Origin of the sequence: Lysinibacillus sp. Bpr_S20, from assembly GCF_023337835.1 — a bacterium.
Classification (GTDB): Bacteria; Bacillota; Bacilli; order Bacillales_A; family Planococcaceae; genus Lysinibacillus.
Map to the genome: position 1 here is coordinate 375,262 of NZ_JALNLQ010000004.1, position 14,576 is coordinate 389,837.

The window sequence follows — 14,576 nt, forward strand, 5'->3', positions numbered from 1 at the left end:
TGAAAATAAAGAACTTTCGAGTACCTTTAGCACTAATTCTAGAATTTCAACATATGTTAAAAATTCAACAAAGGCTGGTTTTGGATATTTTGGAGTAATATATTAAAGCTAAAATGCAGATATTAATGAAAGGATGATAAAATGTCTAAACATAAGTCGAAACATAAAGAGTCGAAACATAAGTCGAAACATAAAGAGTCTAAACATAAGTCGAAACATAAAGAGTCTAAACATAAGTCTAAACATAAGTCTAAACGTAAAGAGTCTAAACATATAAAGAGTCTAAGCATAAAGAATCTAAGCATAAAGAATCTAAACATAAAGAATCTAAACATAAAGAATCTAAACATTAAAGAGTCTAAACAAAAAGAGTCGAAACAAGATAAAGAAGGCGTTTTCGACAGAAAGATTATAACAGATGCTGAAACAGGAGTGCAATACTTATTTGCTTACAGTGGTAATGCAGCGGGATTAACACTATTAGTAGACAAGGACGGAAAGCCGTTGATAAAGAAGGATTATGAGAATTCTAAATAATAGGCATTGCAAGGCAAAAGCAATATAGATTGATAATGATGTAATCTGGCTACATAGCAAGCTCATAGTTCATTCGAAGCATTCATATAAAAAAAAAGAAAATTTCAACAAGCAGTATCTATCGCAGATCATGAGAGATGAATTATTGAACTTGAAAATGATATCGAGACGAAAGTATGTAGTTTAATTCCCTTTTATTGGCGCAGATAGAAGATGATTTTCCCTATTATGTAAATTCAAAAGTCCTTTCAACATTTTTTCTTTTTCTCTGAATTGATTGACAATTTTCGTAGATTGGCATAAAATAAGGCTAACTTTTTTGTTCGATCCAAGGTAGTTGGTCTCGGGAGCGAGGTCAGCCTTAGAACAGATGAGCTGAGTTTAGTTGAGAATAGCTGAGAAATTGTTGAATAAGAGTAGTAGCATAAGTGTGCAATTTAGAGAGTCAGTGGATGGTGCAAACTGATTTGTAGCTTATGTGAATGGACTTATGAGAGTCGCTAATGATCTTCATCCAGTAGGTTTACAAACACCTATTGAACGAAATTAATGCCTCTGGCTGTAATGATGCCAAGGCAGATAATAGCGAACGGATTCCCCACGTTATAGGGGGTGCTTCGACTTAGACAAATCTTTTCGTCATCCACCTAAAAGGTATCAGTTAAAATGGCGAACTAAGGCTGAGCACATAAGGGAGAGCAAATATGCTCTAATATGAGGTGGCAACGCGGTCTTGAATCGTCCTCTGCAATTAGGAAAAATCCTTTTTGCAGAGGGCTTTTTTTATTGTTTTTATTTGCAAGAGGATGAATGCTTCGCTTTCACACAGAAAACAATTGTCACTGCCGCTTCACTTTCTCACAAAAAAACATCTTGCTGAAGTTTGTTTTATAACTATAAATTGAAGCGACATATTAGAATACAGACGCAATGTAAATAAGTTGATTGGAGTGAAGACTGAGCGACTCCTTGAGGATCAGCGTCACAGATGAGACCCTAGAGCGAGCAACGCGAGTGAAGCGGCTCATCGGACGCCCCCAGGAAGCTCTGCTCTGCGCGAAAGCGAAGCGTCAGCGGCAATATTTTATCTGTGCGAAAGCGAAGCGACAGCAACAAAGCGCCCAGTCGGAACGGAAATCAACACCACGCTATGCTGATGATACTTTTTATTCAACAAAAAAACGATACAGCTGCTAAACATTTGTAAGTCCAAGGGTAGAGGATTTTTAAGAAAAGGAGCTTGGTAATTATGCAATCGACGAGTTCAAGAACAAAAATGAAAACCATTAATGCTGATTCTTTAACGCCGATTTTAATTTTTAGACGCCTACAAGGTCATTATAAATTTTTACTTGAGAGTTCATCACAGCATGAGGGAGCAGGACGTTATTCTTTTATCGGTGCTAATCCAAGAAAAACATATAAAGGCTTTGGAGATGAGATTCAGGAATATTCATATAAGACCGGCAACACTTATACACATAAGGGCGATCTTTTTGTTTTATTGAAAAGATTAATGCCTCGTATATCCAATACAACACAATTCCCATTTTCAGGTGGAGCTATTGGCTATGTTGGTCATGGTGCAACAAAGATCGATTCGACTGCTTTGGATAATGGACAGCTACCAAATGTGCATTTCCATATATATGAGACAGTGATTGTCTTTGATCATGTAACAGATGAGGTCACGTTGATTCATACGAATATAGATGCAGAAAAAAAAGAACCCAATTTAGAAGAGTTGGCTGAGCAGCTTCTTCAAGGGAGAGAGGATGAAGATACAACTTATCGTTATGAACCTTATGAAGCATCTATGAATGAATTATTTTCAGCTTCCCTTACCTCTATCAAAGATCATTTAGATGAAAATATTACTAGAGTCGTCCTATCCAAATGTTCTTTAGCAAATTTACAAGGAGATGCTTTCGCTTTATATCGTCAATTGCGTAAAAAACATCCTGCTCCTTATATGTATTATGTAGAATTTGAGGATCATGTAGTCTTAGGAACGTCACCGGAGAGTTTCATTCGAGTAAAAGATGAGCGGGTGATTGCAACGCCAACGGAGGGGACATTTCCTAGAGGTTCCACAAAAAGTGAGGACTTAGCACATGAACGAAAGCTCTATGAAAACATAAATATTAGGCAGGCACATGCTGAACTGGTTTCTACCGTTCAGCAAGAACTACGATCTGTATGCTTACAAGACACCATACAAGTCATTGAGGCGATGAGAATTGAGCGTTCAAAGCATGCATTACACATGAAATCGAGGGTAGAGGGTCAAATATTACCGATGCTTCATGCACTCGATGCATTAGCTGCAACATTACCACCCTTTGCATCGACAGGTATTCCACAGGATTATTTGAAAAAATCTAATCAAGCGACTGGGATAGTTGGAGGAGCTCTAGGATTTATTGGTTTTAACGGTCATCTTGATTTTGCTTTAACAGGAAAATCTATTGTCATCGAAAATGAAACGATGTATATGCAATCTACTGTTACGGTAACCAAATACACAAATGTTATGGAAGCTTTAACACAAGTAGAACAGGACGAACAGGAATTTTTACAGCTACTTGAAAAAGAAGGAGGTCGACATTGATGGAAAGTATTCTTCAAAAAGTACAACAGCGAGAGCATCTAATGTATGAAGAAATGCAACAGGCTGCAGAATGGATGTTTCTAGATGACACGCCAAAGGAACAAATTGCAAGCTTTTTAACGGCATTAGCTGTCAAAGGTGAAACAGCCCATGAAGTAGCTGCATTAGCCACAGTTATGCGTTCGTTTGCTCTAGACGTACCAGCAAAAGAAGGTGTCTATATGGATAATTGCGGCACTGGTGGTGATGGTCTTAATACATTTAATATCAGTACGGCTTGCGCCTTTGTTTTAGCGGGGGCAGGTGTCAAAATGGCGAAGCACGGCAATCGTAAAATTTCTTCGGCATCAGGAAGCGCTGATGTTTTGGAAGCACTCGGTATTCATGCGAATATTTCCATTGAGCAAACTGTTGAGCTGTTAGAGAAAGAAGGAATAGCCTTTTTATATGCTCCAAATGTTCATCCAAAATTAAAGCGCATTGGCGAGGTACGTCGGGCACTAGGGAAGCCAACTATATTTAATCTTGTCGGTCCACTTACGAATCCAGTGCCTTTATTCACGCAATTTACCGGCATTAACCGCCCTAATTTTGTCATGGAGTATGCATCCGTATTACAAATGCTCGGGCGGGAACGTGCAATGGTCGTTTCGGGGCCACTAGGTTTAGATGAGGCATCATTAGCTGGTCAAAATACTTTTGTTTTGGTTGATAAAGGCGACTTAATTCCATTTTCATTAACTGCAGAGGAAGCGGGTCTTAGCTATGCCCCAATCGAAGCTATTCGTGGAAGAAATGCAGATGAAAATGCCGCAATTATGCGTACATTATTAGCTGGAGAGCAAAGTGCTTACTTTGACACCGTTTTATTGAATGCTGGTATTGGTTTGTTTAGCTATGGAATGGCTGACACCGTTAAAGAAGGCGTAGAAATAGCAAAGGATAGTATTTTTAGCGGGCGTGCACGACAAAAATTAGAGGCAGTCGTTGCTTATAGTGAGGATATGAAAGAAGAGGAGGTTCGACAATGAATATCTTAAATAAAATTCTCGAACAAAAAAAGATTGAAATTGGTGCTTTACTTGAACAGCCTGACCCGTTAGCTGATTTTACAGAAAAGCTGCGATCGTCATTATTTGAACGATTGAGAAAGGCTGACACATTAGAGGTTATTTCTGAAATGAAGCGTGCTTCCCCCTCGAAAGGATTAATCGCAGAAGGAGCAGATCCAGTGGCGCAGGCAAAAACTTATGTGGAGGCTGGAGCAGCGGCCATTTCTGTTTTAACAGATAAAATGTTTTTTAAGGGTTCCTTTGATGATTTAGCCGCAGTTGCAAATGCTGTTCAAACGCCACTTCTTTGTAAGGACTTTATGATCGATCGTGTGCAAATACGATTTGCAAAGGCATCAGGTGCATCTATTATTTTGCTAATTGTAGCCGCGTTAACAGATGAGGCATTACGTGATCTATATAGCTATGCAACAGGCTTAAATCTAGAGGTCTTAGTGGAGGTGCATGATTTAGAGGAGCTTGAACGTGCTATTGCAGTTGGTGCCAAGCTGATAGGTGTCAATAACCGTGATTTACGTACCTTTGAAGTGAGCTTAGAACGTACACGTGAAATTGCTGAAGCTTTTCCGTTCGAAGAAGAGAAAGTATTGATTAGTGAAAGTGGTATTTGGACGCAAGACGATGCTAAAGCGGTGGCGGCCATGGGAGCAAGTGGCGTTCTTGTAGGGGAGTCATTAATGCGCAGTGGTGATGTAGGTACTGCGCTAAAAAGTTTACAGGTCAACAAGGCAGGTGCCCCTGTATGACGAAGGTGAAAATTTGTGGACTGAAGGAACAACAGCATGTGCAGGCAGCAATAGAAGCAGGAACGGATGCAATTGGTTTTGTCTTTGCACCAAGTAAACGACAAGTGTCGATTCAACAGGCACAGCAGCTAGCTAAACATGTGCCAGATGGCGTTTTAAAAATCGGTGTTTTTGTCAATCCAAGCGCAGAGGAATTACGCACAGCGGTAGAAAGCGTGCCATTAGATTTTGTGCAGTATCACGGGGAAGAATCTCCGGAGTTTATTCGTCAGCAAGGTTACCCGGCCATTAAAGCTCTGTCAGTAAGAGGTGTTGAAGATGTTCAGGCGGCTGCTAACTATGACGTAGACTATTACTTATTTGATGCACCAGGAACAGATTTTAAAGGGGGGAGTGGCCACACGTTTGATTGGACTCTACTAGAAATGGTAGGAATCTCAAGGGAACAGTTAATCTTAGCAGGTGGCTTGCAAGCTGCAAATATCGAAGAAGCAGTGTCACTTGTATCGCCATTTATGGTAGATGTATCGAGTGGTGTGGAGACAGATGGTGTAAAAGATATAACAAAAATAACCGCATTTATTCAGGCAGTGAAGAAGGGGAGAGCATGATGGCGATTTCAATTGCAAATAGTGTACCGACAAAGGAAGGGCGTTACGGAAAATTTGGTGGACAATTTGTTCCGGAAACATTAATGACCGCTTTGATGGAATTAGAGACGGCCTATGATGAGGCAATGGATGATCAATCTTTTACGGAGGAATTGGCCTATTATTTACAACAATACGTTGGTCGTGAAACGCCATTGTATTACGCAGAAAATTTAACAAAAGAGCTAGGTGGCGCGAAGGTTTATTTAAAGCGTGAAGATTTAAATCATACTGGAGCCCATAAAATTAATAATGCGATTGGTCAAGCGCTTCTTGCAAAACGTATGGGTAAAAACAAAATAGTGGCAGAAACGGGTGCAGGGCAGCATGGAGTGGCCACGGCAACTGCATGTGCATTATTAAATCTTGAATGTGTTGTATTTATGGGAGCAGAGGATATTAAACGCCAACAGTTGAATGTCTTTCGCATGGAATTACTCGGTACAAAAGTGGAGTCTGTAGAAACAGGCTCAAAAACATTGAAGGATGCCGTCAATGCAGCACTGCGATACTGGGTGACGAATGTTGAGGATACTCATTATATTTTAGGCTCAGCTTTAGGACCACATCCATTCCCGAAAATCGTAAGGGATTTCCAACGTGTAATTGGTGTTGAAACTAGAGAGCAGATTTTAGCTAAAGAAGGATGTTTACCAGATGCAGTCGTTGCTTGTATAGGTGGAGGTAGTAATGCAATCGGTATGTTCCATCCTTTTGTCGATGATGAAACTGTAGCGCTATACGGAGTAGAGGCTGCTGGCAGTGGCATTGGAACTGCTAAGCATGCGGCAGCGATTGCCGGTGGTCAGCTGGGCGTTTTACATGGTGCATACATGTATTTATTACAAGATGAAAATGGCTTTGTACAAGAAGCACATTCTATTTCTGCTGGTCTAGATTATCCTGGGAAGGGTCCAGAGCATTGTTATTTACATGATATTGGGCGTGTTACATTTGATTCGATTACAGATAGTGAAGCACTTGAGGGCTTGCAGTTACTGTGTAGAACAGAAGGTATACTACCCGCATTAGAAAGCGCTCATGCTATTGCCTATACAGCAAAACTCGCGAAGACAATGTCTACAGATGACATCATCGTTGTGTGCTTATCTGGCCGAGGAGATAAGGATGTTCATACTGTCCGTAAAGCATTAGGAGGAGAGATATAATGACAACATTACAGCAGGCAATTGAACAAACGAAAATCGCTGGGAATAAAGCATTTGTACCTTATATTATGGCGGGTGATGGGGGTCTGAAAACGTTGAAGCCAACGATTTTGAAGCTCCAACAAATGGGTGTAACGGCAATTGAAGTTGGCATACCATTTACGGATCCTGTCGCGGATGGACCGACCATCGAGCAAGCAGGCGAACGGGCTTTAGCAGAAGGTGTGACATTACGTAAAGTGCTAGAAAACTTAGCTTCATTTAAAGAAGAAATTCATGTTCCATTAGTTGTCATGACTTATTTTAATCCTGTGTTAACTTTTGGGTTAGAGGCTTTTGCGAAGGCTTGTGTGGCGGGGGGCGTTAAAGGGTTAATCGTTCCTGATGTACCACTTGAGGAAAGCGCAGTCTTACGTACCACATTAAATCCTTATGGTATCGATATCGTTCAGCTTGTATCGTTAACAAGTCCACCAGAGCGAATTGCACGAATCGCGGCTGCTAGTCAGGGCTTTGTTTATGCAATAACAGTCAATGGAATCACAGGAGCTCGCACAAGCTTTGCTAATGATTTACAGGATCATTTTGCTCGTTTACGCGAGGCGAGCCAAATACCAGTGCTAGCCGGCTTTGGAATTTCAACGCCTGAGCAAGTGGTAAGTATGGGGGCACTTAGTGATGGCGTCATCGTGGGTAGTGCGATCGTGACAGCATTGCATGACGGTAAATTGGAGAAGATTGAGGCATTAGTGTCTGCTTCAAAAGGTGTGTTTCAGAAGTCTACTCTTTAATGGAGTAGGCTTTTTTCTATTGGGACTGATATGCAAGGAATTGTTGGTTCTATCCAAGCATCGTCTGTATCCACGATATAGCCGGTTCTATCCATGACTTCGGCAGTTCTAACCACGATATAGCCGATTCTATCCACGGTATCGTCTGTATCCACGATATAGCCGGTTCTAACCGCGGTTTCGGCATTTCTATCCATGATTTTGGTGGTTCTAACCACGGCATCGTCTGTAACCACGACTTTGGCATTTCTAACCCCGGCATCGTCTGTAACCACGATATAGCTGGTTCTAACCACGGTTTCGGCGGTTTATCCATGACATAGCCGGTTCTACCCACGGCATCGTCTGTATCCACGACATAGCCGGTTCTATCCACGGTTTCGGCGGTTCTAACCACGATATAGCCAGTTCTATCCATTCTATCCACGGCATCGTCTGTATCCACGATATAGCCGGTTCTATCCGCGGTTTCGGCGGTTCTAACCACGACATTGCTGGTTCTATCCATGGCTTCGGCAGTTCTAACCCCGGCATCGTCTGTATCCACGATATAGCCGGTTCTATCCGCGGTTTCGGCGGTTCTAACACGACATTGCCGATTCTATCCATGACTTCGGCATTTCTAACCCCGGCATCGTCTGTAACCACGATATAGCTGGTTCTAACCACGGTTTCGGCGGTTTATCCATGACATAGCCGGTTCTACCCACGGCATCGTCTGTATCCACGACATAGCCGGTTCTATCCACGGTTTCGGCGGTTCTAACCACGATATAGCCAGTTCTATCCATGACTTCGGCAGTTCTAACCACGACATTGCTGGTTCTATCCATGGCTTCGGCAGTTCTAACCACGGCATCGTCTGTATCCACGATATAGCCGGTTCTATCCGCGGTTTCGGCGGTTCTAACCACGACATTGCCGATTCTATCCATGACTTCGGCATTTCTAACCCCGGCATCGTCTGTAACCACGATATAGCTGGTTCTAACCACGGTTTCGGCGGTTTATCCATGACATAGCCGGTTCTACCCACGGCATCGTCTGTAACCACGAAATAGCCGATTCTATCCGCGGTTTCGGCATTTCTAACCACGATATAGCTGGTTCTATCCACGACATCGCCGGTTCTATCCATCACTCTGAATTCTATTCTTCGAGTAGTTTAGTATGATCTGATGGATAAAACTATCATTCTGACAGATAGTGCGGATAGGCTCGATTTTCGGTATAATAGCTTTCGTGAGGAAGTGAGAAGATGATTCTATCAAAAAAGAGATGGCAGGTAGAGCGCCCAGACGCTAAGCTTGTCCAAACATTACAAAATGACCTACAACTTTCTGCGATTGCGGCTAAAATTTTAGCTGCACGAGGCTGTGAAACTACTGCTGACGCAGAGAGCTTATTAAATATGACAGAAGCAAGTATCCATGACCCGTTTTTAATGCATGGTATGACAGAAGCTGTGGCACGTATAGAGCAAGCGCTTGATAATGGAGAGAAAATCCTAGTATATGGTGACTACGATTGCGATGGTGTCACAAGTACGACAGTAATGCTCAATGTGCTACTTGACCTCGGTGCCGATGTATCGTTTAAAATACCGAATCGCTTTATTCACGGCTATGGACCGCATGAAGCACTATTTCGTGAAGCACATGACGAGGGTGTGCAGCTTATAATTACAGTTGATAATGGTATTTCAGGTATTGAACCGATTCGTGTTGCGAAAGAACTAGGTATGGATGTTATCGTGACAGACCATCATGAGCCGGGCGATGAATTACCACCTGCAGATATAATATTACACCCTCGCATTCCAGAGGGACATTATCCATTTGGTGAGCTTGCCGGTGTAGGGGTAGCATTTAAGTTAGCACATGCTCTATATGGAGAACTACCAACGCATTTAATTGAATATGTTGCTGTTGGAACAGTAGCGGATTTAGTACCATTAGTTGATGAAAACCGTTACCTAGTAAAACGAGGAATAGAAGAAATGCGCCGGTCACTCAGTCCTTGGGTGCAGGCAATGTGTGAAGTAGCAAGTGCAGAGCAAGCCAAAATCAGTGAAGAAACAATCGGTTTTTACTTTGGACCGCGCTTAAATGCAGTCGGACGGCTTGGAGAAGCGGCACCGGGTGTCGAACTATTAATGGCTGAGGATAATACGAAGGCGACAGCATTGGCAAAACAGCTTAATACGTGTAATAGTGAGCGCAAAGATATTGTTAAGCGTATTACAGATGAGGCCATTGCTCTCATTGAATCCGATAAAAAAATCGGGGATTCACTTGTTTTAGTGATTGCGGGAGAAGGCTGGAATGCTGGAGTAGTAGGAATTGTCGCTTCTCGCCTTGTAGAGCTCTATTATCGCCCAACAATTGTCCTGTCATTAGACTATGAAAAAGGAACAGCTAAAGGCTCAGCTCGTAGTATCGAAGGCTTCCATTTATATAATGAATTAGCGAAAAATCGAGATATATTACCTCATTTTGGTGGGCATCCTATGGCAGCAGGGATGACATTATCCATTGAGCATGTGGATGAATTAAGAGCACGCTTAGATACGCAAGCTAGAGCATGTTTATCGGAAGAGCAATTGACACCTGTACTCAATATAGATATACCACTAAAAATGGATGAGATTTCAGCAGATGCTATTGAAGAGATTTCTACGCTTGGGCCATATGGTACGGATTTTCCGAAGCCTGTTTATGTGCTCGAAGATGTGGAGATCTCCTCCATGCGGAAAATTGGAGCAGCAGAAAATCATATAAAAATGGAATTGACGGATGGCTATGAAAAATTAGATAGTGTCGGATTCAATAAAGGACATTTACACGACGAGTTAACATATGGAATCAAAGTATCATTTACTGGAGATTTACAAATTAACGAATGGCAAGGACGTAAAAAAGCACAATTTATGATAGAGGATGTCCAAACGACTGAATGGCAGTTATTTGACATTCGTGGTATACGTCAAACATCACGCTGGTTAAATACGGTCCCGAAAGAGGAGGCAACATTCATCGCCTTCCGTCCAGAGACGGTGACTTATTACCAATCCCTAATTGGTGTACCGATTTTGGCAGTGGATGCTACACTTTCAAATGTAGAACAAAGCAATTATATTGTCCTACTGGATTTGCCACAAAATGTTCAAATGTTAGAAGATGTCTTACGAAAAGCGGCGCCTTCCCGTATTTATGCACACTTTTACATGCCAGATTCTCAGTATTTCAATGGATTGCCTACACGCGAGCAATTCTCTTGGTATTATAAGTTTTTGAAGAATCGCCCTGCTTTTCCACTAAATATGCATTTGCCTGAATTAGCGAAGCATACGGGCTGGCCATTAGATGCATTAAAATTTATGACACAGGTGTTTTTTGAGCTTGATTTTGTTAGAATGGAGAGTGGACTGACGACTGTCAACGTGAATGCTCCAAAACAGGCACTTACAGAGGCGCCGTCTTACAAACAACGTTCAGAACAGATTGAAATGGAGCAAAAGCTTGTGTATGCCCCTTATATAGAATTAAAACAATGGTTTGATGAACGATTACATTAATATACGAAAAAGTTTCGTAGGAGGAACAATAACATGGATTTAAAGCAATACGTAACAGCGGTTGAAAACTGGCCAAAAGAAGGCATCAGCTTCAAAGATATTACAACAATTATGGATAACGGTCCTGCATACAAATATGCAACAGATCAAATCGTTAGTTACGCAAAAGAATTAGGTGCTGAAATTGTAGTAGGTCCTGAGGCTCGTGGCTTCATTATCGGATGTCCTGTTGCTTATGCACTTGAAATTGGTTTTGCCCCTGTTCGTAAGCCAGGAAAATTACCACGTGAAGTGATCAGTGCTGACTACGGTCTTGAATACGGTAAAGATACGCTAACAATTCACAAAGATGCGATTAAACCAGGTCAAAAAGTATTAATCTGTGATGATTTACTTGCGACTGGTGGTACAGTTGAAGCGACAGTACGTCTAGTTGAACAATTAGGTGGTCAAGTTGTTGGCTGTGCCTTCCTAATCGAGTTAACAGATCTAAACGGTCGTGCAAAACTTGGTGACCTAGACATTAAAACACTTATTCAATATTAATAAAGATGAGTTTCTTGTTATAAAGATTGCAAAAAAGCGTCACATTTTTGTGGCGTTTTTTTATTTATAATAAGGGAGACGTAGCTTTGTCCGTTTATGTTATTGACGCTTTTACAGAAACAAAATTTGGCGGTCATCCAGCAGGTGTAGTGATTCATGTAAATTTAGACGAAGAGTTTATGCTCATCACTTTCTAAATGAATTTAATCAAAGTACTTGTTCCTCCAAGGGCACAGTATGGGTAGACCCTCTAACATTGTGACAAAATTACTAAATAAAAATAATCCAAGCGTGATGGTAGGTGGGCAAGCAGTAATCTTGTCAAAAGGGGAACTATGCTAGCGGTATTTGAATGTCGAAGTAAAAGTGATTTCGGTTTCAGGCTACTCGCTTTCAAGGGGCGAGCGTCAAGCCGCCTGTTTCGCTTTCACTGCGGGGAGCTTTGCTCTGCGAGAAAGCAAAGCGTCAGCTGCAAATGTTTTATGTAGCGAAAGCGAAGCGGCAGCAACAAATGTTTTATCTGTGCGACAGCGGGACAAAGCGCTCAGTCGGAACGGAAATCACTCCCTCATTTTGCCGAAGAGCTATACTTAATTGACACCTTAATTTCATTGAGATAATCATCATGCAGAATCCATTTTGAACAAACATTTTCAAAATGGATTCTTTCGTTTATTTATTCTTCGTCATAAGTTTTAATTATTTTTTGGATAGTTTTAAGTGTTTCATAAAAATCCTCGTATTTCTCAATGCCAATATCATTGATAATTCTTTCTTGGATATCTTGCCAAATTGGAGCAGCCTCGTTTAATTTTTCAATCCCTTTATCTGTAAGCGTAATGACCTTTGTTCGAGCATCTTGTGGATCTCTATTTAAATCGACATAGCCATTTTGTTTTAACAAGTTAATATTACGAGTAATAGTTGTTTGATCAAGTAGCAAAATTTCCCCTAGTTGACTTATGGAAACGGATTGTTGAAGATCGATATTTGCTAGCATTGAGTATTGTGTAACTTTTAAGCCAGTGGGCTGTAGTAATTTATCATACAGTTGTGTCACGACGCGTGTTTTTTTTCGAAGGTTTGCACATACGCATATTTGTGTGTAATCTATATTCTTCATTGCTCCGGACTCCTTTTCGAGTTGGTTCAATATTATAGTAGCCTTATTGATTTATTTTGTTAAGCTGGAAAATGTTTCTTGACAGTAGTAAAAGCGATTACTAAGATTATATATGTATATACATGTTTTTAAAAGGGATTTATTCCATTAATATATGCATATACATGTATTACTAAGGAGTATTTCAAAAAATCTTTCAAGAAATGAAGGTGTCAAGATGAAGCGTATTCATTATAGCTGGTTTATTTTAGTCGTAACCTTTTTCTCCATTATTGTTGCAGGGATTACTATGTCATCTTCTGGGGTATTTATAGACTCCTTTGAAAAAGAATTTAATTGGGATCGGTCTTTAATTGCTTTAGCATTTGCAGTGAGTCTATTTTTATATGGATTTTCAGGTCCATTTATGGCAGCTTTACTAGAAATAGCCGGTTTAAAGAAAATGATGCTAGGGGCGATGGCTACATTATTCGTAGGTATGTTGCTTACGCTTTTCATGACTCAATCATGGCAGTTAATTATTATATGGGGCGGTATTATTGGCTTAGGAGCAAGTCTTTTTTTAACGGTGTTAAGTCCTTATGTAGCCAATCATTGGTTTGTGAAAAGTAGAGGGTTGGCAGTAGGCATTTTAACGGCGAGTACTGCAACAGGGCAGTTAATTCTCCTCCCTATATTAGCAATTATTATTGAGCATTATTCTTGGCGATGGGCGATTGGATTAATTCTCATTTTAAGTATGGTTATGTTTATCACGATTTCTATATTTATTAAAAATAAACCGCAGGATATTGGAATTCTTCCTTATGGAATGGAAGAAGAAGTTGAAACCCAAAAAGAGAATCATAAGAAAAATCCGATTATTATTGCTTTTAATGGGTTATTTGAGGCTATTAAGAAGAAAGAATTTTGGCTATTAGCGGGGAGTTTTTTTATTTGTGGACTTTCAACTAGTGGGTTAGTTGGTACCCATTTTGTTTCTTACTGTATTAGCTTTGGTGTCCCTTTAGTAACCGCTGCATCCTTTCTTTCTTTTATGGGCGTGTTTAATCTTGTAGGCACGACTTTATCTGGGTGGTTGTCTGACCGTTTTGATAATCGATGGTTATTGTTTTGGTATTACCTTTTAAGAGGAATGTCTTTGCTTTTACTCCCGTATGCATTAATGCAAGGGTCGTTCACTTTACTGACAATCTTTACAATTTTTTACGGATTAGATTGGATCGCTACAGTGCCTCCAACGATTAGTATTTCTAGACAAATTTTCGGTACAAACAAAAGTGGCATTATTTATGGGTGGATTTTTGCTTCACATCAAGCAGGAGCGGCAGTTGCTGCTTATGGTGGAGGCCTTATTTACAAATTTTTCGATTCCTATACTTGGGCCTTTTTCCTTGCAGGTATGTTCTGTGCATTGGCAAGCTTATTTGTCATCATCGTGAAAAAACAACCGCCTCATCAAGCTAATACTCGATAATCAAGAATTCTTGATGCTATCGTCGGTTGTCGGCAATTTATCAGCGATGATCATGATGTTATCAGCGATACCTGGCAATTTATCAGCGGTTTCCGTGATGTTATCAGCGGTGTTCATGATGTTATCAGCGATACCCAGCAATTTATCAGCGATTGGCATTTCGGAGCACCGAGTTGCTTTCGCTGCTTTTGTTGTTGTTTCGCTTTCGCACAGAAAACATTAGTCCAGCTTATATTGGACTTCGCCGCTAAAAGTGTGAGTTTCGCCGCCAAACTA

At 40.7% G+C, this 14,576-nt stretch carries 14 protein-coding genes and 1 other annotated feature; of the genes, 10 read left to right on the top strand and 4 right to left on the bottom strand.

Annotated features, from left to right (window positions below):
* Positions 1 to 141 precede the first annotated feature (141 nt).
* The 7 genes from MWJ95_RS12810 (at position 142) to trpA (ending at position 7,577) form a co-directional block, all read left to right on the top strand.
* Entirely contained in the window at positions 142 to 537 is a 396-nt protein-coding gene (locus MWJ95_RS12810; protein WP_249105856.1) for a DUF6440 family protein, read from the top strand.
* 397 nt (positions 538 to 934) lie between these two features.
* Positions 935 to 1,286: a binding site (T-box leader), on the top strand.
* 500 nt (positions 1,287 to 1,786) lie between these two features.
* Positions 1,787 to 3,148 (top strand): chorismate-binding protein, encoded by a 1,362-nt coding sequence (locus MWJ95_RS12815; protein ID WP_249105858.1) that lies wholly within the window; start codon positions 1,787 to 1,789, stop codon positions 3,146 to 3,148.
* Positions 3,148 to 4,179 carry an anthranilate phosphoribosyltransferase gene (trpD, locus tag MWJ95_RS12820; RefSeq protein WP_249105860.1) on the top strand — a complete coding sequence of 344 codons (1,032 nt, stop codon included), beginning with the start codon at positions 3,148 to 3,150 and terminating at the stop codon, positions 4,177 to 4,179. Before MWJ95_RS12815 ends, trpD begins: the two co-directional genes overlap by 1 nt.
* Positions 4,176 to 4,967: an indole-3-glycerol phosphate synthase TrpC gene (trpC, locus tag MWJ95_RS12825; RefSeq protein ID WP_249105862.1), complete on the top strand. Its 792-nt coding sequence runs from the start codon at positions 4,176 to 4,178 to the stop codon at positions 4,965 to 4,967. Before trpD ends, trpC begins: the two co-directional genes overlap by 4 nt.
* The gene (locus MWJ95_RS12830; RefSeq protein ID WP_249105865.1) at positions 4,964 to 5,578 is read left to right on the top strand and encodes a phosphoribosylanthranilate isomerase; all 615 of its coding nucleotides are present in this window, start codon (positions 4,964 to 4,966) and stop codon (positions 5,576 to 5,578) included. The genes trpC and MWJ95_RS12830 overlap by 4 nt, the downstream gene beginning before the upstream one ends.
* Positions 5,578 to 6,786: a tryptophan synthase subunit beta gene (gene trpB, locus MWJ95_RS12835; protein WP_249072709.1), complete on the top strand. Its 1,209-nt coding sequence runs from the start codon at positions 5,578 to 5,580 to the stop codon at positions 6,784 to 6,786. Before MWJ95_RS12830 ends, trpB begins: the two co-directional genes overlap by 1 nt.
* Entirely contained in the window at positions 6,786 to 7,577 is a 792-nt protein-coding gene (trpA, locus tag MWJ95_RS12840) for a tryptophan synthase subunit alpha (RefSeq protein WP_249105868.1), read from the top strand. Before trpB ends, trpA begins: the two co-directional genes overlap by 1 nt.
* Here trpA and MWJ95_RS12845 read toward each other — a convergent pair.
* Both MWJ95_RS12845 and MWJ95_RS12850 read right to left on the bottom strand, forming a co-directional pair.
* The gene (locus MWJ95_RS12845) at positions 7,574 to 7,852 is read right to left on the bottom strand and encodes a hypothetical protein (protein WP_249105871.1); all 279 of its coding nucleotides are present in this window, start codon (positions 7,850 to 7,852) and stop codon (positions 7,574 to 7,576) included. The genes trpA and MWJ95_RS12845 overlap by 4 nt on opposite strands.
* Before the next feature lie 306 nt (positions 7,853 to 8,158).
* The gene (locus tag MWJ95_RS12850; RefSeq protein WP_249105873.1) at positions 8,159 to 8,512 is read right to left on the bottom strand and encodes a hypothetical protein; all 354 of its coding nucleotides are present in this window, start codon (positions 8,510 to 8,512) and stop codon (positions 8,159 to 8,161) included.
* Positions 8,513 to 8,835: 323 nt separating this feature from the next.
* Here MWJ95_RS12850 and recJ point away from each other — a divergent pair, with 323 nt between their 5' ends.
* Both recJ and MWJ95_RS12860 read left to right on the top strand, forming a co-directional pair.
* The gene (gene recJ, locus MWJ95_RS12855) at positions 8,836 to 11,154 is read left to right on the top strand and encodes a single-stranded-DNA-specific exonuclease RecJ (protein ID WP_249105876.1); all 2,319 of its coding nucleotides are present in this window, start codon (positions 8,836 to 8,838) and stop codon (positions 11,152 to 11,154) included.
* Between the two features lie 33 nt (positions 11,155 to 11,187).
* Positions 11,188 to 11,700: an adenine phosphoribosyltransferase gene (locus MWJ95_RS12860; protein ID WP_249105879.1), complete on the top strand. Its 513-nt coding sequence runs from the start codon at positions 11,188 to 11,190 to the stop codon at positions 11,698 to 11,700.
* A 676-nt stretch (positions 11,701 to 12,376) separates the two neighbouring features.
* On the opposite strand, the gene MWJ95_RS12865 is transcribed toward MWJ95_RS12860, so the two are convergent.
* Positions 12,377 to 12,823 (bottom strand): MarR family winged helix-turn-helix transcriptional regulator, encoded by a 447-nt coding sequence (locus MWJ95_RS12865; protein WP_249105882.1) that lies wholly within the window; start codon positions 12,821 to 12,823, stop codon positions 12,377 to 12,379.
* A 217-nt stretch (positions 12,824 to 13,040) separates the two neighbouring features.
* Between MWJ95_RS12865 and MWJ95_RS12870 the strand changes: the two genes are divergently transcribed.
* Positions 13,041 to 14,300, top strand: coding sequence for an MFS transporter (locus MWJ95_RS12870; protein ID WP_249105886.1), 1,260 nt, complete (start codon positions 13,041 to 13,043; stop codon positions 14,298 to 14,300).
* On the opposite strand, the gene MWJ95_RS12875 is transcribed toward MWJ95_RS12870, so the two are convergent.
* Positions 14,301 to 14,459, bottom strand: coding sequence for a hypothetical protein (locus MWJ95_RS12875; RefSeq protein ID WP_249105889.1), 159 nt, complete (start codon positions 14,457 to 14,459; stop codon positions 14,301 to 14,303).
* Between the last annotated feature and the right edge of the window lie 117 nt (positions 14,460 to 14,576).